The 18,694-nt window shown below is 62.5% G+C and carries 18 protein-coding genes; 5 read left to right on the plus strand and 13 right to left on the minus strand.

Translation table 11 applies throughout. From position 1 onward, the window contains the following. Positions 1–414: 414 nt before the first annotated feature. The 7 genes from ycaC to AC1MEK_RS25675 all read right to left on the minus strand — a co-directional run bounded on the left by ycaC (position 415) and on the right by AC1MEK_RS25675 (position 7,608). A complete protein-coding gene (ycaC, locus tag AC1MEK_RS25645) occupies positions 415–1,035 on the minus strand; it encodes an isochorismate family cysteine hydrolase YcaC (RefSeq protein WP_480399046.1) in 621 nt (206 codons plus the stop codon). A 100-nt stretch (positions 1,036–1,135) separates the two neighbouring features. After that, positions 1,136–2,974, minus strand: a complete 1,839-nt coding sequence (locus AC1MEK_RS25650; protein WP_480399168.1) for an amidohydrolase — start codon at positions 2,972–2,974, stop codon at positions 1,136–1,138. Between the two features lie 148 nt (positions 2,975–3,122). After that, positions 3,123–3,782, minus strand: a complete 660-nt coding sequence (locus AC1MEK_RS25655) for an antibiotic biosynthesis monooxygenase (RefSeq protein ID WP_480399047.1) — start codon at positions 3,780–3,782, stop codon at positions 3,123–3,125. Beyond that, positions 3,775–4,191 carry a DoxX family protein gene (locus AC1MEK_RS25660; protein ID WP_480399048.1) on the minus strand — a complete coding sequence of 139 codons (417 nt, stop codon included), beginning with the start codon at positions 4,189–4,191 and terminating at the stop codon, positions 3,775–3,777. Before AC1MEK_RS25660 ends, AC1MEK_RS25655 begins: the two co-directional genes overlap by 8 nt. A 149-nt stretch (positions 4,192–4,340) precedes the next feature. Further along, the gene (locus tag AC1MEK_RS25665; protein WP_480399049.1) at positions 4,341–4,850 is read right to left on the minus strand and encodes a GNAT family N-acetyltransferase; all 510 of its coding nucleotides are present in this window, start codon (positions 4,848–4,850) and stop codon (positions 4,341–4,343) included. A gap of 181 nt (positions 4,851–5,031) precedes the next feature. Next, a complete protein-coding gene (locus AC1MEK_RS25670; protein WP_480399050.1) occupies positions 5,032–6,306 on the minus strand; it encodes a glucarate dehydratase family protein in 1,275 nt (424 codons plus the stop codon). An 18-nt stretch (positions 6,307–6,324) separates the two neighbouring features. Next, positions 6,325–7,608, minus strand: coding sequence for an MFS transporter (locus tag AC1MEK_RS25675; protein WP_480399169.1), 1,284 nt, complete (start codon positions 7,606–7,608; stop codon positions 6,325–6,327). A gap of 211 nt (positions 7,609–7,819) precedes the next feature. Here AC1MEK_RS25675 and AC1MEK_RS25680 point away from each other — a divergent pair, with 211 nt between their 5' ends. After that, positions 7,820–8,758 carry a LysR family transcriptional regulator gene (locus AC1MEK_RS25680; RefSeq protein WP_480399051.1) on the plus strand — a complete coding sequence of 313 codons (939 nt, stop codon included), beginning with the start codon at positions 7,820–7,822 and terminating at the stop codon, positions 8,756–8,758. A 7-nt stretch (positions 8,759–8,765) separates the two neighbouring features. Then, positions 8,766–9,167 (plus strand): hypothetical protein, encoded by a 402-nt coding sequence (locus AC1MEK_RS25685; RefSeq protein WP_480399052.1) that lies wholly within the window; start codon positions 8,766–8,768, stop codon positions 9,165–9,167. A 295-nt stretch (positions 9,168–9,462) separates the two neighbouring features. Here the strand turns inward: AC1MEK_RS25685 and AC1MEK_RS25690 are convergent, their stop codons facing one another. From AC1MEK_RS25690 to AC1MEK_RS25705, 4 genes are read right to left on the minus strand one after another with little or no spacing between them, the layout of a single operon-like run. After that, positions 9,463–10,311, minus strand: coding sequence for a sugar phosphate isomerase/epimerase family protein (locus tag AC1MEK_RS25690; protein WP_480399053.1), 849 nt, complete (start codon positions 10,309–10,311; stop codon positions 9,463–9,465). After that, entirely contained in the window at positions 10,304–11,545 is a 1,242-nt protein-coding gene (locus AC1MEK_RS25695) for an NAD(P)/FAD-dependent oxidoreductase (protein WP_480399054.1), read from the minus strand. Before AC1MEK_RS25695 ends, AC1MEK_RS25690 begins: the two co-directional genes overlap by 8 nt. Beyond that, the gene (locus tag AC1MEK_RS25700; RefSeq protein ID WP_480399055.1) at positions 11,542–11,874 is read right to left on the minus strand and encodes a MocE family 2Fe-2S type ferredoxin; all 333 of its coding nucleotides are present in this window, start codon (positions 11,872–11,874) and stop codon (positions 11,542–11,544) included. The genes AC1MEK_RS25695 and AC1MEK_RS25700 overlap by 4 nt, the downstream gene beginning before the upstream one ends. A gap of 41 nt (positions 11,875–11,915) precedes the next feature. Beyond that, a complete protein-coding gene (locus AC1MEK_RS25705) occupies positions 11,916–13,007 on the minus strand; it encodes a fatty acid desaturase family protein (RefSeq protein WP_480399056.1) in 1,092 nt (363 codons plus the stop codon). A gap of 181 nt (positions 13,008–13,188) precedes the next feature. Between AC1MEK_RS25705 and AC1MEK_RS25710 the strand changes: the two genes are divergently transcribed. After that, a complete protein-coding gene (locus tag AC1MEK_RS25710) occupies positions 13,189–14,232 on the plus strand; it encodes a LacI family DNA-binding transcriptional regulator (protein WP_480399057.1) in 1,044 nt (347 codons plus the stop codon). Positions 14,233–14,355: 123 nt separating this feature from the next. On the opposite strand, the gene AC1MEK_RS25715 is transcribed toward AC1MEK_RS25710, so the two are convergent. After that, on the minus strand, positions 14,356–15,507 hold the full coding sequence (locus tag AC1MEK_RS25715; RefSeq protein WP_480399058.1) for a phytanoyl-CoA dioxygenase family protein: 1,152 nt from the start codon (positions 15,505–15,507) through the stop codon (positions 14,356–14,358). Further along, entirely contained in the window at positions 15,504–16,355 is an 852-nt protein-coding gene (locus tag AC1MEK_RS25720; protein WP_480399059.1) for an SDR family oxidoreductase, read from the minus strand. The genes AC1MEK_RS25715 and AC1MEK_RS25720 overlap by 4 nt, the downstream gene beginning before the upstream one ends. Positions 16,356–16,520: 165 nt before the next feature. On the opposite strand from AC1MEK_RS25720, the gene AC1MEK_RS25725 reads away from it, so the two are divergent. After that, positions 16,521–17,546 (plus strand): LacI family DNA-binding transcriptional regulator, encoded by a 1,026-nt coding sequence (locus tag AC1MEK_RS25725; protein ID WP_480399060.1) that lies wholly within the window; start codon positions 16,521–16,523, stop codon positions 17,544–17,546. Positions 17,547–17,615: 69 nt separating this feature from the next. Beyond that, positions 17,616–18,614: an inositol 2-dehydrogenase gene (gene iolG, locus AC1MEK_RS25730; protein WP_480399061.1), complete on the plus strand. Its 999-nt coding sequence runs from the start codon at positions 17,616–17,618 to the stop codon at positions 18,612–18,614. The last annotated feature ends 80 nt before the right edge of the window (positions 18,615–18,694 follow it).

An 18,694-nucleotide genomic window follows, 5' to 3' on the forward strand; every position in this document is an offset into this window, starting at 1 on the left:
ATGCTCCTGGTTTGGCCCTCCTGCGTCGGGTCCCTTCATTCCGGCCTCGCTCCGTGGGTCCGGCGTGAAAGGGCCATCCATGGCCCACACGCCTCTCGCGGCATCCATGCCGCTCGACCCACTCCGCGAGACCTCCATTCAGCCTGCACCCAAGTCGCGATTTGTGGTGTCTGGAAGTTCTGCGTTTGAAGATCAAGATCAAAAGCAACGGCAACCGCATCGCGGGCAAACCACGTTCCTACGCCCTCCGGGCAGAAACCGCTCGTGGACACCACACAATCCCGTAGCAGCACGGCTTGCCGGCGGGACAATCTCGAGATCGCTCCCGCAGGCAAGCCCGGCTGCTACGAGGGATGTGCGATGCTCAAAAATGAGGTGGCCGCAAAATTTGCGGCCACCTTGTGCCGCGCAGGATTACTTGTTGAACGCCGAGTAGCTGTTCATCAGGTTGCGGTAGTTCGGGATGCGCTGGGACAGCAGGTTGGCCAGGCCTTCCATGTCGTTGCGCCAGTCGCGCTGCAGCTCGCAGGCCACGGCGAACCAGTTCACCAGTTGCGCACCGGCAGCGGACATACGCGCCCACGCAGCTTGTTGCACCACGTCGTTGAAGGTGCCGGAAGCGTCGGTCACCACGAACACGTCAAAGCCTTCTTCCAGCGCGCACAGGGTCGGGAACGCCACGCACACGTCGGTCACGACACCGGCGATGATCAGTTGCTTGCGGCCGGTGGCCTTGATTGCCTTGACGAAGTCTTCGTTGTCCCAGGCGTTGATCTGGCCAGGACGGGCGATGTACGGCGCGTCCGGGAACATTTCTTTCAGTTCAGGCACCAGCGGGCCGTTCGGGCCGGATTCGAAGCTGGTGGTCAGGATGGTTGGCAGCTTGAAGAACTTGGCGCAGTCGGCCAGGGCCAGCACGTTGTTCTTGAACTCGTTCGGCGAGAAATCCTGTACCAGCGAGATCAGGCCAGTCTGGTGGTCGACCAGCAGAACGACGGCATCGTTGATATCCAGACGCTTGTAAGGAACGCTCATGATTGACTCCATTTAAGTGGATTGCAGGTGTGTGCGATGCCAACAAACTGCGTCGGCGGATAGCCTCGCCGGGGTGATCCGGCGAGGTGTCTTTTGCTCTTTAGAAGGCGAAGCACGAGCAGCCAAAGGCGCCCCAGAAGCCCTGGAAGTCGCTGACCGGCACTTTCGACTGGCGTGCCTTGTCATGCCCGTGGGCGTGCACGGCGCACGGCCCGCTGCACTGGTGAACCGCAGCGGCCATCGGCGCGCCCGGGCGCCAGTGGCCCGGCACCATCGCCACCGGCGACCAGTCCGGCAGCACCGGCACGCTTGGCGGTGCCAGCTTGTCGAACTCGTTGGTGCCGTAGACGACCTTGCCGTCAACGATGGTCAGCACCGACTCGATCCACTTGATCGACTCTTCCGGCACGCTGAAGAAGTCCTGGGACAGCGCCACCACGTCCGCCAGCTGGCCGACCTTGATCTGGCCTTTCTTGCCCTGCTCCGAGGAGAACCAGGCGCTGCCACGGGTGAACAGCTCTAGCGCGGTCTCGCGGGACAGGCCTTCCGGATACAGCTCCAGGCCGCCGACGGTACGGCCGCTGACCATCCAGTACAGCGAAGTCCAGGGGTTGTAGCTCGACACGCGAGTGGCGTCGGTGCCGGCGCCCACCGGCACGCCTTCGGCCAGCATGCGCTTGATCGGTGGCGTGTGTTCGGCAGCGTTCTTGCCGTAACGGTCGACGAAATATTCGCCCTGGAACGCCATGCGGTCCTGGATTGCGATGCCGCCGCCGAGGGCCTTCACCCGCTCGATGTTCTTCGGCGAGATGGTCTCGCAGTGGTCGAAGAACCACGGGATGCCGCCGAACGGGATGTCGCGGTTGACCTTCTCGAACACGTCCAGCATGCGCGAGATCGACTCGTCGTAGGTGGCGTGCAGACGAAACGGCCAGCGGTGCTCGACCAGGTGGCGCACCACCGGCTCCAGATCCTGCTCCATGCCCGGCGGCAGGTCAGGACGCGGTTCGAGGAAGTCCTCGAAGTCGGCGGCCGAGAAGGTCAGCATCTCGCCAGCGCCGTTGTGCCGCAGGAAATCATCGCCCTGATGCAGCTTGACGCTGCTCGTCCAGTGTTTGAAGTCTTCCAGCTCTTCCTTTGGCTTCTGGGTGAACAGGTTGTAGGCGATACGCACGGTCAATTGCTTGGCTTCTGCCAGCTGGGTAATGACCTCGTAGTCGTCCGGGTAGTTCTGGAAGCCACCGCCGGCATCAATGCAACTGGTCAGGCCCAGGCGGTTCAATTCGCGCATGAACTGGCGGGTCGAGTTGACCTGATACTCCAGCGGCAGTTTCGGGCCCTTGGCCAGCGTCGAGTAGAGAATCATCGCGTTCGGACGGGCCACCAGCATGCCGGTCGGCTCGCCGTTGCTGTCACGCACGATCTCGCCGCCCGGTGGGTTCGGCGTGTCGCGGGTGTAACCGGCCACGCGCAACGCGGCGCGATTGAGCAGTGCACGGTCGTACAGGTGCAGCACGAACACCGGGGTGTCTGGCGCGGCCTGGTTCAGTTCTTCGATGGTCGGCAGGCGTTTTTCGGCGAACTGGAATTCGTTCCAGCCACCCACTACGCGCACCCACTGCGGGGTCGGCGTGCGCTCGGCCTGAGCCTTGAGCATGCGCAGGCCGTCGGCCAGCGACGGCACGCCTTCCCAGCGCAGTTCCAGGTTGTAGTTCAGGCCACCGCGGATCAGGTGCAGGTGCGAGTCGTTCAAGCCCGGGATCACCGTGCGCTTGTGCATGTCGATGACCTGGGTCGCGCCGCTGCGCATGCCCATGATCTCGGCGTCGGTGCCCACGGCTACGAACTTGCCGCCGGCAATGGCCACTGCGCTGGCTTTGGGTTTTTCCTGGTCAACCGTATGAAAGTTGCCGTTGAAGAGAATCAGATCGACGTTCATCGCGCCTCCTTGGGCAGAAGATTTGGCCGCACCGACGGCAAAGCCGGTGGCTGGCAGAGAAGTGAGAATCGCGGCGGCCGCGCTGAGCAACGAGCCCTTGGCAACGAAGCTGCGGCGCTCGCTGCTGCTGGGGGCGTCATCGCCGGGCTTATCCTTCATGGTCCGCTCCGGGTTTGGCCTTGGGCGCGGCGTTGAGCCAAGGCGCTGCGAGCTTGGTGGCCTGAGGCATCAGCAGGTAAACCACCAACAGGACGATGGTGATGGTGACCAGCGCGGTGCTGATCACGTAATTGCCCAGCAACGGAAAGGCGCGGAACACGGGCCCCCAGAGCAGCGGGATCAACAGGGTCAGCGGGCAAATCACGAAAAAGGTCACCACGGCCTGCTTCCAGCGCGGCGGCTGAGGCGCGTCGCCGGCCGGGACGAACCAGAATTCGTTGTGCGGATTGACCTCGGTGCGGTCGCCATCGGCCAGCATCGGCTCGGCCTCGGCCACCAGTTCGCGGCGCTGACTCGAATCCAGCCAGCTTTGCATCGCATCGGTGGAACAGAAGCGCAGCACACAGGTGAACATGTGCAGGCCGTCGGACTTGCCACGGATCACATCGACACCCAGATGCCCCGGGTACGACGCCGCGATGGACACGATGCGGCGCAGCCAGGCTTCGTATTGCGCCTCCTGGCCCTGTTTGACCCGGTGCTTGATCACCAGCGTGACGATCTCGTCGCGGGACAGGCCGGAGGCTTTGGCGGCGTCGGCGCTGACGTTCAAAGGGGCAGCGTTCAAAGGGCTTAGGGATTCAGGCATAACGCAACGCTCCGGAAAAACGATGATTGAGCGCCAGACGGCCGGGCCCGGCGATCAGCACACTGGTGAAAATGATGATCAGCAACCAGCCGAACTGCCCCTGCGCAACGCTCCAGTCCCCGTGCACCACCACCAGCGCCACCAGCAGCAGAAACAGAATAGGCAGGCACGCCAGACGCGCCAGCACGCCGGTCAGGATCAGCAGCGGGCACAGGACTTCGGCAAAGATCGCCAAGCAAAGGGTCAGTACCGCGCCCATGTGGAACGGGTCTTCGATCAGTTGCAGTTGGGCGTTGAAGTCCAGCAGCTTGGGCAACCCGTGGACGAACAACAGAAACAGCGCACCGCTGGCCCGCAGGAACAGAAGCCCCAGGTCCAGCGCGCGGTCATTGAAGGTTGAATAGCTCATCGCGTACCCATGAGTTCATGAACAGCGGGGCAATGGCGGTTTTCACCATTAGCCCGCGATGAAGTCATAGTGCGGCGGTCAGGTTTGGCGGTATTGAACAGGCGTGCTGCGATTGGCCGGTTTGTGCGTGGTGCGAGTTTTGCGAATTGTTACGGGGCTAGTTGCATGTGCGTGGTTCGCCACACAGGGTCATCCTCAACATCGACGATGGCGAAACCCTGGCGCTGCCAGAACTCGATCGCGCCCGCCAGAAACGGATGGGTGTGCAGGTAAAGCACCTCGACGCCCTGCTTGCGCGCAGCCGTTTTCAACGCCTGGAACATGCGTGCGCCCAGCCCGATGCGCCGGAACTCTGGATCGAGGAACAGCCGCACCACTTCCACCGTCTTGCGTCCGGTGTAATCCAGTTGCGGGAAGCGCCCGTCATAGGGCAGATAACCGATGGCGCCGATCAGACGGCCTTCACTGCGGGCGATGAAAAAACCACTGCAGTCGCCGCTCAGGTAAACGTTGCCAAAGCGCTTGAGATCGTCAGGTACGACATCAGCGTCCAACAGCGGAAACATACGGGCCCTGGCCTGCCTGGCGAACGCCACCACTTCAGCCGTTTCCTCGGGCTGGACCTGGCTGATGCGTGGGGCGTAGGGCAAGGTATTCATGACATGTCCGGCGATGGCAAAGGCCGGCAATGGTAACGCTTTCTTGCGGGAAGAAGCTCGCGATCTCCACCGCTATCACGGTCAGGAGAACAACCGGCGTAGCAGCACGGCTTGCCGGCGGGGACGTCCTCAAGATCGCCCCCCGCCGGCAAGCCGTGCTGCTACGTGGTCGGTGCACCCATCAATACCGCGGTTTGACCGCCTTCCACTCCGGCTTGTACTTCTGCATCTGCTTCACGTCATCGCGCGAGCGGATTCCGCAGGTCAGGTACTGGTCGTTGAGCTTGCCCAGCTGGTCATAGTCCAGCTCCAGCCCCAGGCCCGGGTCACGGGTGATCTTCACGCAGCCGTCGACGATCGGCAGCTTGCCGCCCTTGATCACTTCCTCGTCCGGCTCCTGCCACGGGTAGTGGGTGTCGCAGGCGTAGTCCAGATTCGGCACGGCGGCGGCCACGTGGGCCATGGCCATCAGGCTGATGCCCAGATGCGAGTTGGAATGCATCGATACGCCCAGACCGAAGGTTTCGCACATCTTGGCCAGCGCCTGGGTGTCGCGCAGGCCGCCCCAGTAATGGTGGTCGGCGAGGACGATCTGCACGCTGTTCTGCGCCACACTCCTGCGGAACTCGTCGAAATCGGTGACCACCATGTTGGTCGCCAAGGCTAGACCGGTGCGCTTGTGCAATTCGGCCATGCCTTCCAGACCCGGTGTCGGGTCTTCGTAATACTGCAAGTCATCGCCCAGCAGCTCAGCCATGCGGATCGAGGTTTCCAGCGACCAGTTGCCGTTGGGGTCGATGCGCAGCGGGTAGCCGGGGAAGGCCTTTTTCAGGGCCTTGATGCACGACACCTCATGCTCCGGATCCAGCGCACCGGCCTTGAGCTTGATGCTCTTGAAGCCGTAAGCCTCGATCATGCGCCGGGCCTGAGCGACGATCTGCTCCTCGCTCAAGGCCTCGCCCCAGCTGTCCGGCGCGTAGGGCGAATCGGCGTGCTGCGCGTACTTGAAGAACAGGTAGGCGCTGAACGGCACCTGATCCCGCACTGCGCCGCCGAGCAGGTCCACCAGCGGCAGGTTCATGGAACGCGCTTGCAAGTCGAGAAACGCCACTTCGAACGCCGAATAGGCGTTGCTCACCGCCTTGCTGGCGTGGGAGCCGGGCGCCAGTTCCGCACCGGCGATGCTGGCCGGCTTGTGCGCGGCTACCGTCGCTTTCACCACCGCTTTCAACTGCGCGAGGTTGAACGGGTCCATGCCGATCAGCTGGCTCTGCAACTGCTGCTGGATCGCCAACGCCGGGGCGTCGCCGTAGCTTTCGCCCAGACCGATGTAGCCGTTGTCGCTTTCCACCTCGATGATCGAGCGCAGCGCGTAGGGTTCGTGGATGCCACTGGCGTTGAGCAGCGGTGGGTCACGGAATGCAATCGGGGTGACAGTGACACGTGTGATTTTCAAATGACTTCTCCCGGTCAATCAGGGTTTGAGGCTTGAAGAGGTGCTCAGCGAAGCTTGAGTCGACAATGCACTATTGATGTCGCTCGGCAGCGTGCGATCAGCGCGCGGCGTGGTGCGGGCAAAGAAGATCACCACCGCCGCCAGCAGCGAGGTCGCCGCCAGGCCATACAGGCCGCCCTGGATGGAGCCGGTGGTCTGTTCGAGAAAGCCAAAGGTGGCCGGCGCAACAAAACCGCCGAGGTTGCCGATGGAGTTGATCAGCGCAATCACCGCCGCAGCGATTCGTGCGTCCAGATAGCCCTGGGGAATCGGCCAGAACAGCGCCGAAGCAGCCTTGAAACCGATCGCCGCAAAACAGATGGCGACGAAGGCGAATACCGGCCCGCCGGTGGTCGAGGCGAACATGCCGCAGGCGGCGATCACCAGAGTCACTGCGACCCACGCCTGCTGATGCTTGAAGCGCGCAGCCAGCGCAGCGAAGCCGTACATGGCGACGATGGAGATGATCCACGGGATCGAGTTGAACAGCCCGACCTGGAAGTCGCTCATGCTGCCCATTTTCTTGATCATGCTCGGCAGCCAGAAGGTCGCGCCGTAGATGGTCAGGGCTACCGAGAAGTAGATGAAGCAGAACAGCACGATCTGCCGGTCGGCCAACAGTTTGAAGATCGACGGCTTGATCACCTGGGTCGCCTCGCGGGCCTTCTGTTCGGCAGCGATGGCGGCGATCAAAGCGCCCTTCTCTTCTTCACTCAGCCATTTCGCCTCACGAGGATGGGACTGCAGCCAGAACCAGACGAAACCACACAAGGCAATCGAGGCGAAACCTTCGATCAGGAACATCCATTGCCAGCCGTGCAGGCTCAGGCCGCTGATGCCGAGCAAGGCGCCGGACACCGGGCCGGAAATCACCGAGGCTACTGCCGAGCCGCTCAGGAAGATCGCCATGGCCTTGCCGCGCTCGCTGGCCGGCAGCCATTGGGTGAAGTAATAGATGATGCCGGGGAAGAACCCCGCCTCGGCCGCGCCCAGCACGAAACGCAAAACGTAGAAGCTGGTTTCGCCCTGCACGAAGGCCATGGCCATCGCCGCCGCGCCCCAGGTGAACATGATGCGGGTCAGCCAGGCGCGGGCGCCGAAGCGTTGTAGCAGCATGTTGGACGGCACTTCGAACAGCGCGTAACCGACGAAGAACAAACCGGCGCCCAGGCCGTAGGCTGCCGCGCCGATCCCCAGGTCGGTCTCCATATGGCTGCGCACGAAGCCGATGTTGACGCGGTCGATGTAGTTGACGATGAACATGATCACGAACAGCGGCAGCACGTGCCGCTTGACCTTGGCGGCGGCGCTGGCCAGTGCCGAGGCGTCCGGAGACGGATGGGGGTTATTCAAAGGCGCGACTCCCGTTCATTGTTTTTTTAGGGATGATTTTTTGCGGATGGGTCGATGATGGACGCCGATATTGTTCCCGTCTAATCTAGATTGACTGCTGATTGATACCCGGAATGGATCAATGTTTGAACTCGCCCAACTGCGCTGCTTTACCACGGTGGCCACTGAACTGAATTTTCGCCGCGCCGCCGAACGCCTGAACATGACCCAGCCACCGCTGAGCCGGCAGATCCAGTTGCTGGAGCATCATCTGGGCGTCGAGCTGTTTACCCGCAGCACCCGCAGCGTGGCCCTGACCGCCGCAGGCCGGGCATTCTTCATCGAGGCTCAAAACCTGCTCGACCGCGCGCAACAGGCGGCGCTGGCCGCCAAGCGCATCGCCCAGGGCGACATCGGCTCGGTGAACATCAGTTTCGTCGGCAGCGCTGTCTATGAGTTTCTGCCCAGGGTCATCGCCGAGGCGCGATTGAACCAGCCCCACGTGAAGATTTCCCTGAGCGAGATGAACACCGCTTCCCAGCACGAAGCCCTGCGGGCGCGACGGGTCGATCTGGGCATTGTCCGCGCACCGTTGCTGCAGCCGGGTTTCCAGACCGAACTGCTGGTGCGCGAGCCGTTCGTGCTGGCCGTGCCGGTCGGCCATCCGCTGGCCAGCGCCGCGACCGTCAGCGTCGCCGATCTCGATCAGCAACCATTCCTCATGTATTCGCACTCGGCCTACCCGCCGTTCAACGAACTGCTCACCGGCGTGCTGCGCTCCGCGCAAGTGGCGCCGGACTACGTGCAATGGCTGGGCTCGTCGCTGACCATTCTGGCGCTGGTCAACGCCGCCATGGGCCTGGCGCTGGTGCCGCGCTGCGCGACCAACGTGGTGTTCAAGAACGTGGTGTTTCGCGAGCTGGAGCTCGGTGAAGGGGTGCAGAGCGAGCTGCACCTGGTGTGGCGCACGGACAACGACAACCCGGCGTGCACAATGCTGCTCGAAGCGATTCGCGCGGCGGTGAAGGCCGAAGCCGGTCTGCCAAACGCTGCTGTAAAACCCCCGTCGGCCTCGCTATGATCGGCCCATGATCCCCTCGATGCCGATCCGCTCACCCTGCCCGCCCGGCGCCTGCATTTGCGAGCGCGAACGGCTGCTGGAAACCGCTGGCGCGGACCTGCGCATCCTCAACCTGACCCGCCAGGAAGAGAAACGCCTGCTCGAACGGTTGGAAAACATCACCAGCCTTCAGGACCTGGGAAACATGCAGCGGCGCATGTTCGACCTGCTGGGCCTGCACATCGAAGTCGCGCCGGGCTTCAACGAAGTGCGCAGCATGCGCGGGATTGTCATCGACATCGCCGAACACCCCGGCCTGTGCCGCAAGACCCGCGCGGCGATCCCGGCAGCGATCCGCAAGGGCATGGAGAAATGCCCGCAGATTGCCTGGGATCTGCTCAATGCCCATGACTTGTTGAGGGATGCGTGAGAGGCGCCGTGGCCCTGCGATGCCACGGCTTGTAATTTTTTCTGACCACTTTCCCGGATTTGTAAAAAAATCTTGGCTAAGGTAAAAAAATCTTCGTGTTCGTCAGGAAAATAATGTCATGGGGTTTGTGGGCTACAGCCACCTCGTTGAAAAACTGTCTCTGAATGTCTGCCCGCTCAAGCGCTGTGCAGTGTTGATCGTCCCCACGCTCCGCGTGGGGATGCAGCGCAGGACGCTCTGCGTCCGGTGACGCGGAGCGTCACATGAGGCGTTCCCATGCGGAGGGTGGGAACGATCAAGTTCTGAGCGTTTCGGCCCAGAGATTTCTGGCCAGATCCTTAAGCATCAACGACTCCTCCCAGCGATCGGTAATGTCCCGGCCTGTGCGGTCGGTAATCGCATAAGGCGGCGGGCCGAGTTCGCAGGTGAACGACAGGCTGCCCGGCACGTGGTCCCGCGCCAACCAGTCGCGCATGCCGTACGCCCACCAATGGCCGAACAAATCGACCCACGGCCCGTGCTGCTCAAAGGCAATCGGCAGTTGCACCTGTTCGCAACTGGCCACGCGCCCGTGGAAACCCCAGCTATGGCGCAGGATGGTTTCGATCTGCTGCTGATCGTCGGCATCGGGCTGCAGGGGAATTTCCCGCCCCACCACGTAATGGGACAGATCCGCCAACAGCTTCACATTCGGTAACTCCCTGAGCAGATCGAGGGTGAAATGCAGGTCGTTGGTCACACGGTAGCGATGGGTTTCCAGCAGCACCGGGAAATCCACCTGCTCGGCCAGGCGCAGCCAGCCTTCGGCCAGCCTGACCGCTTCTTTCAAGGTCCGTGGCCGAACATCGGCCTGGATTGTCAGGTGATGGCAGCCGTACTGGCTGGCGATCTCCAGAGCCGGCTGCAAATCGTCGATGGCTTTGGGAAACAGCTGGCCCTCGATCTGCAACCCCAGATTTGCAGCCAACATTGCCAAGCGCTTTGCCGCTGCGGGCTCATAGAAATGATCGGTGACTCCATCAAACCCGGCTTCGGCGATTTTAGTGAGCTGCGCCTCCAGCGGCCCAGGCAACTCGCCCTGCTCGTTCTGCATCGCCCACATCGATTGAAACACCACCAGTTCGCGGTTGTGGACGTCAGGCATGGGCACCCCGCAGCAGGCTCTTGAGGGAAACCTCGGGGTCGGCCAGTTGCGAGACCGGCAGTGCAATCTGGTTCTCGATCAAGCGCTCGCACAGCTTGATGTCTTTGGCCACGCTGTTGCCCTGGCCCCAGCCGCTGGCGCCAACCAGTCGATCCTGAGCGTTGAGGTAGAGCAGAAGAAAACTGCCATCTGCGCCTTCGCGCGTGATCACCTTCGCATCCGCTTCGAGCACGCCCACCGTCTGCAGACCGAACTCGTAATGATCGGACCAGAAGCCCGGCACGCCGCTGATCGCCTGTTGTTGGCCGAGCATGTTCAGCGCCGCCAGACGCCCCTGGCTCTCGGCGTTGCGCCAGGTTTCCTGACGCCCGAACCGGCCCTCGGCGCCGGGAAACTCGCACACATCACCGGCCGCAAAAATGTCCTGCGCGCGGGTCTGCAGAAACCGGTCGACGCGAATCCCGCTGCCGGTTTCAAGGCCCGCTCGCTGTGCCAGCTCAAGATTGGGTTGCATGCCGATCCCCACCAGCAGCGCGTCACAGGGCAAACGCTCGCCGCTGACCAGTTGCACCGAAGTCAGTCGCTCGTCGCCCTGCACGCTCTCGATCTGCGCGCCGAGATGCACCGCAACGCCCTTGCTGCGATGCACGTCCAGCAACGCCTGTGACAGACGCTGCGGCAGAGCCCGCGCGGCAAGCCTCGCCCCGGCTTCCAGCACCGTGACCTCACAGCCACACTCACGCGCCGTAGCGGCCACCTCAAGGCCGATAAAGCCACCGCCGACCACCAGCAACCGTGTGCCCGGCTTAAGACTTTGCTGCAGGCGCAGCGCCTCATCCAGCGTGCGCAGGTAATGCACATTGCTGAAGTTGCGCCCGCCCAGATCCAGACGCCGACACTGCCCGCCCATGGCCAGCAGCAATTTGCCGTATTCCAGCTGCTGGCCATTATCCAGCTTCAACAGGTGCCGCTCTGCGTCGATATCTGTGACCCGAATGCCACTCAGATGCTCGATGCCCGACGCCATGAGCCCGGCCTCGCTGAACAGGCTGCAGGTCTCAAGCGACGCCTCTCCCTTTAGCAGCGCCTTGGACAGCGGTGGCCGCTCGTAGGGCAAGTGCGCCTCGTCGCCGATCAGCACGATGCGCCCGGCGAAGCCCGCCTCGCGCAGGGTCAAGGCTGCACGCCCGCCGGCATGCCCGGCGCCGACGATCACCATCGCCTCGATGCTCATGACTGGCCCTGCCCCAGGGTATCCAGCAGGACCTTGCCTGCCTCCACCTTGACCGGATAGGTCTTGAGGTTGACGCACGCCGGGGCGTTCAGCGCGCGGCCATTACGGTAGTCGAAACGGCCGTTATGTTTGGGGCACTCGATGACGTGGTCCATCACCAGCCCATCGGCCAGGTGAATCCGCTCGTGGGTGCACAGGCCGTCGGTGGCGAAGAACTCGCTGTCGGCCGAGCGATAGACCGCGTAGGTTTTTTGCTGATGATCGAAACGGATGACGTCTTCTTCATCGATGTCATCGACATGGCACACCTCTACCCACTGATTGCTCATGGCAGTGCTCTCTCTCTTGTTGTTCGAAGGGCGAAACGGCTTCAGCTGAACGCCGATTCCTGCGCAGTGGCCTCGGCTTGCGGCGCGGGCTCGCGCACCGGGCGACGGATGTAGTAACTGGGGTCCTTGCGCTGTTTGAGCAGCGTCGGAATGATTTCCCGGTACGCCTCGATAATGCTGTTATACGGCGGCGGGCAATCGTCCTTTATTTCTTCGTGAAGTTTGGCCAGCGCATGGTACGGCACCATCGGAAACATGTGATGTTCCAGGTGATAGTTCATGTCCGAGTAAAAGAAGCGGAACACCGGGTTCATATAAATGGTGCGGCAGTTTTTCCGGTGGTCGAGTTCATCTTCGGCCAGGCCCACATGTTGAGTCAGGCCGAACGCGTAACTGAGCCAGCCGCCGTACATGGTCGGTAGCAGCACATACATCAGCGGCAACCAGGAATTCAGGTAAAGCGCCGCGCCGATCACCAGCGCGTGTAACGCCAGCCAGATACGCGCAGTACGGTAGACCTTGGCAAACTCCGACTCAGGCACGAAGACTTTCTCTTCCTCGCTCATCTGCCCCGAGGCATGGAGAAACAGCGATTTGAACGCGTTGTAGACGTGGGGCAAGGAAAGAAACTTGAGCGCAATCATGTTCAGGCGTGGCGGACGCGGCTCGACGATTTCCGGGTCGCGGCCCACGACGATGGTGTCGGTGTGATGGCGGGCATGGCTCCAGCGCCAGACCTGCGGCTCGTACATGACCATGAAACAGGCCAGTTGATAGACCACGTCATTCATCCAGCGGGTCTTGAACGCGGTGCCGTGGCCGGTCTCATGCCAGCGCGAGTTGGCGGCGGTGCCGTACAACAGGCCGTACACCAGAAAGAACGGCACGCAGGCCCAGGTGCCCCAGAACATATAGCCGCCGATGCCGCTGACCAGCATCGCGCCCAGCCACAGCGCGGTGTCCCGCAGGGCGCGGCCGTCGCTGCGTTGCATCAGTTCTTTCATGCGTTTGCGCGGCACCGGGCACTGGTACCACACCGCCGATACCAGTCCGGCTTCTTCGGCGCGGCGGGCCTGTTCGCCGGTCAGGCTGTAGTCTCTTCCACGCTCGGGATCGTAGGGAATTTGCGACATTGTTATTGTTCTCCAGACAATTGAAACCGCGTTGTTCAATGACTTCGCTGATTCAAAAATATAGAGACGCAAGGCCCTGCAACAAGCGCTTGAAAGTATTCTCTCTCAAGCTATCATCCAGCCTTGTCCGGGCTTGATAGTTTTCTATCAAGCGCTGTTTTTACAATTAGCCCATGGCACCATGAATAATAAAAAACGCCCGACCATCGCCACCGTTGCGCAATACGCCAACTTGAGTGTCGCCACCGTTGACCGGGTGCTCAATGCCCGGGCGCCGGTCAATCCCGACACCGCCGAAAAAGTTCACGAAGCCGCCGAAGCGGTGGGTTATTTCGCCGCCCGGTTGATCTCCCAGCGCATCAATGAAAAGAAGCCGGCCTATCACTTCGGCTTTCTGCTGTTGGGCACTTCCCAGACGTTCTACAAGACCCTGAGCGATGCCATCGTCAAACAGGCGCGCGATGCACGCAGCGCCAATATCGTCTGCCATGTCGAGTTGATCCACGACCGCACGCCGCAGTCCATCGCCGGGCAGATTCATCAACTGGCCGAGCGCTGCGACTGCCTGGCGCTGGTCAGTTTCGAGCACCCGTTGATTCTCGAGGCCATCGAGCAGGTGCGGCTCAAGGGCGTGCCGGTGGTGTCGCTGCTGACCGAACTCCCAACGACGCACCCCGGCGCTTATGTCGGCACCGACAACCATGAAGTCGGGCGCACCGCGGCCTGGCTGATCGCCCACGGCTCGCACCCGGTGGGCGGTTCGGTGGCGGTGATGCTCGGCGGCCATCGCTTTCTCGGCCATGAGCAGCGGGAAGCCGGGGTTCGCAGTTTCTTCGAAGAAAAGGCCCCGCAGTTTCGCGTCCTGCCGCCGATCATCACCCTGGACAATGGCGCGATCACCGAAGAGGCCACGCTTGAGCTCCTGGCGAGGCATCCCGATCTGCGAGGGATCTACGTGGCCGGAGGTGGCGTTGAAGGGGTCATCAGCGCGCTGGCAGCCACGCCTGAACGCGGGCGGATCTGCGTGATTCTGCAGGAGCCGACCGTGGAATCCCGCCAGGCGATGCGCAAAGGACTAGTCACGCTGGTGATCGACTCCCAGCCGCGGCTGATCGCCAAGGAGTTGATCGAGGTGATGGTCGAGCTGCCGCGTACACAGGACATCGACCCGCAACGCCACCGGGTGCTGGTGCCGTTGCAGATCGTGACGCCGGAAAATATCTGACGAAGATATGCATATCCCCTGTAGGAGCGAATTCATTCGCGAATGATCGAAAAGGCGCCGCCGATGTGGCGCATGTCATGGCCAATCGCGAATGAATTCGCTCCTACAGGTTTTGTGTCGTAATCACGCCAACCGCTTGACCCGCATCGCCTCCACCGCCTCGCCAAACCGCTCGACCGGCCAGCGCTCCTCCAGCGCCTGGTGCATCAACTGCTGCCCGGTCTGTGGCGCCATGCCGTGCAGCGGCGGGTCGGTGTCCAGGTTGGTGGGAAACGAATAACCGTCGGCGCTCATGGCAATCACCGCCGACGCCTGCGCGGCATCCACCTCCCCCTGCTCCAGGCGCTTGAGCATGGACGGATACAACGCCAGCATCATCCGCTCCCGATTGACCGTTTCCATCGGTTTGCCGAACGCCGCCGAGATCTGCAACAGATTGGCCATGCGGAACTGGTCCGAAGTGCGGTTGGTGCCTGCGGCGTGAAACAGCGCCGGGTTGAAGAACAGCAAGTCGCCCTTGTTCAGCGGCAACTGGATCGCGTGACGGGCAAAATGATCAATGAAACGCTGATCGCGCCACGCCAGATAGCCCAACTCGTACTGCTGAGAAAACGGCAACAGCAGCGTAGGACCGGTTTCCAGCGGCATGTCAGTGTGCGCCACGGCGCCTTGCAGCGTCAGGTTCTGCGACAGCCGATGCAGCTCCAGCGGGTAGCGCGCCACCACCTCGTCGGTCTGGAAACCCAGGTGGTAATCCCGATGCGGCTGTTGCGCCTGCCCGCCCGGCGTGACCACGTTGACCTGCGCTGTGGTCTGGAAATAAGGGCCCAGCCACGCCTCGGCGATCAACCCCAGCAGCGGGTTGGCGTAATACTCGATGAACGACTCCGGCGAGTGCTCGGCCGCCTTCTGCAAGGCGTTCCAGATCCGCTGGTTGGCCCCGGCCTTGGCGAAGTGATCAGCGCGCACCACCCTGGCCGCCTCGTCGGCGATGATCTGGCGAAACACCTCGCTGTGCCGGTCGACCACCGAGGTGTCCGGATACGCGCCACGCACCACGAATACGCCGGGCCCGTCGCTCAAAACGCGATGCAGCTCGGCCAGCAACGCCTGGCGATTGCCGTGCATGGCCTCGCGCAAGGTGTCGGCCGCGTAGATCACCACGCGGCTGGCGACGTCCTGCGCATGGGGGTAATCGGCCAGATCGACCGATTGCCCGCACAGCGCCGCGAAAGCGTCGACGTCGAGGTCATCGACGCTGGCGAAGCGGCTCACAGGCCACCCAACCCGTCGAGGGTCAGCGGCGCGTCCGGGCGCGGGGTCGAGCCGTCGCCACAGCCCATGATGCCCTGCTCCATGTCGATCACCGCGCCGGTGGTCATGCCCGACTGGTCCGACAGCAGGTACGCCACGCTGTTGGCCACTTCCTGAGGTTTGAGCAGGCGACCAAACGGCGACTGGGCTTCGGCGCGCTCCAGCCAGCCATCGCTTGCGCCGTGGTACTGGCGCTGGATCTGGTCCTCGTGGGGCGTGTCCATCCAGCCGATGTTCAGGCCGTTGACCCGGATGCGGTTGCGCAAAGTGCTGAACGCGACGTTCTTGGTCAGCACCGCCAGCGCGCCCTTGGACGCCGCGTAGGCCGAGAGGAACGACTGCCCGCCATGGCCGGAGACACTGAGAATGCTGACGATCGAGCCTTCGACCTGATTGGCGATCATCAGCTTGATGCATTCCTGCATGAGGAAAAATGGCGCCTTGACGTTGACCGCGAAGATCCGGTCGAACAGCTCCGGCGTGGTGTCGATGATGCTGCCGCGATCGGACATTCCGGCGCAGTTGACCAGCCCGTGCACGGTGCCGAAGCGCTTTTTGGCTTCTGCCACCACTCGGCGGCAGTCGTCGACATTTTCCATGTCGGCTTCGACGAAAAACGCCTGGCAGTCCAGTTCAGCAAGCTGTCGCACCTGCTGCTCGCCCTTGTCGCGGCTGCGACCGCAGATAATCAGGCCGGCGGCGCCGCGCTGCGCCAGGGTGCGTGCCACAGCGGCGCCCAACCCTTGAGTACTGCCGGTGACGATGAAATAACGGCCGTTGAAAGAGGTGGAAAGGTCCAGTCCTGACATGCTCGGTTTCTCCTGCTGTTGTTGTTTTTGGCTGCGGGTACTGCATCAACAATAGAATTTAAATTCCATCTGTACAATGATTAGAACTGAGACTAGCATTGCCCTCACCTCATAGAGACCCGAATCAACCTCAACAAGACCTCAGCAGAGGCTCAAGGGGATTCCATGCTCGACCGCGCCAGACGTTTTTCCATCAAGCAGATCGCCGCGCAGGCCGGGGTCAGCAAGGCGACCGTCGACCGCGTGCTGCACGAGCGCGGCAGCGTGCATTACCAAACCAACCGGCGCATCCAGCAGGCATTGGAAGAACTCGAAGCCCAGGAAAAATCCGGGCCCGCAGTTGGCCGGACCTTTCACATCGACATCATCCTGCACGTGCCCAAGCGCTTCAGCGACGCGGTGCAGGAAGCCATCCACGCGCAACTAGGCAGCCTGGCACCGTTCCGCATCTTTCCGCGCTTTCACCTGTATCAGGAAATCGACACCGCGCAGATGCACGACCTGATCCTGCGCTGCGTGAGCAAGGGCAGCCAGGGGCTGATCCTCAAGGCCGCCGACGAGCCGCAGATCAACGAAGCGGTGAACCGGGTCACCGCGGCTGGGATTCCCGTGGTGACGCTGGTCTCGGACCTGCCGCAGAGCGAGCGTATCGGCTACATCGGCATGGACAACCGCACCGCGGGCCAGACGGCTGCCTACCTGATGTCGCGCTGGCTGGACAGCGCCGAGCAGGACGTCGGGGTGATGATCAGCAGTGAGTTGTTTCGTGGCGAAGAAGAACGCGAAATGGGCTTTCGCACCTGGCTGCGCAGCCGCGCGCCGCATCTGCGGGTAGTCGACATCACCGGTGGTTTCGGCGTGCACCAGCCGACCTTCGAGCGCGTCACCCAAGCGCTCAAGGACAACCCGTCGATCAAGGCCATCTACAGCGTCGGTGGCGGCAACCGCGCCATCGTCGACGCCTTTGCCGCGCTCAGGCGGCCACTGGCGGTGTTCATCGGCCACGACCTGGACCAGGAAAACCGCCAGTTGCTGGCCGAAGAAAAGATCGCCGCGATCATCGACCACAACCTGCAGGTCGATGCACGCAACGCCTTTACCCGGATTCTGCAGTTTCACCGGTTGTGCACGGCCGATCCGATCCCGTCTTCGGCGGTGCAGATCGTCACCCCGTTCAATCTGGCGCACTGAATTTCGCTTTGCCGTTCCACCCGTTTGACCGATCTACCCCGACAACAACAATCCCAGGAGATCCACCCCATGCTACGCATCGCAGTCCTCGGCGCAGGCCGTATCGCCAACATCCACGCCGCCAACGTCGCGGCCAACCCCGATGTGCAACTGTCGGTGATCGCCGACCCGTGGCGCGAAGGCGTCGACAAGCTGGCCGCGAAACTGGGCTGCGCGGCGGCGTACGACTGCGCCGAAGCCATCGCCCGGGACGATGTCGACGCGGTGGTCATCGGCACGCCCACCGACACCCACATCGACCTGATGCTGCGCGCCGTGCAACTGGGCAAACCGGTGCTGTGCGAGAAACCCATCGACCTGGATTTCGCCAAGGCGGCCAAGGCCGTGGAGGACATCGAACGGCTCAACGGCAAGGTCATGCTGGGCTTCAACCGCCGCTTCGACCCCGACACCCTGCAGATGCGCAAGGCCATTGCCGACGGCAGCATCGGCGAGGTGCGTCAGGTGGTGATCACCAGCCGTGACCCGGGCCTGGCGCCGGTGGAATACCTCAAGCATTCGGGCGGGATTTTCCGCGACATGACCATCCACGACTTCGACACCGCGCGCACCCTGCTGGGCGAGGAACCGGTGGAAGTCATGGCCATCGCCAGCCGCCTGGTGGACCCGGCGCTGGCGCAGATCGACGACTACGACAGCGTGATGGTCCTGCTGCGCACCGCTTCCGGCAAGCAATGCCACATCAACTGCTGCCGCGAGGCGGTCTATGGCTATGACCAGCGCCTTGAGGTGTTCGGCTCCAAAGGCATGGTCCTCAACGACAACCACCGCGCCACCACCGTGCGCAGCTACAGCGCCAGCCAGACCGAGATGCTGGAGCCGTTGCAGAACTTCTTCCTGGAGCGCTATGCCGATTCGTACCGCAACGAGTTGAACCAGTTCATCGCCGCAGTGAAAGCCGGCGAGCCGCTGCCGACCAACGCACGGGATGGGTTGAAGGCGCTGCACCTGGCCAATTGCGCGCTGGAGTCGATCAAGACCGGGCGCGCGGTGAAGGTAGAGGTGTAACCCGCTTCTGCCCAGAGGGCGTGGGAGCCCGACTTGTCGGCGATCTGCCGGGAACCGGCAGCAAATCCGGTGAATGCGGT

It is taken from the genome of Pseudomonas sp. 2, assembly GCF_056627435.1.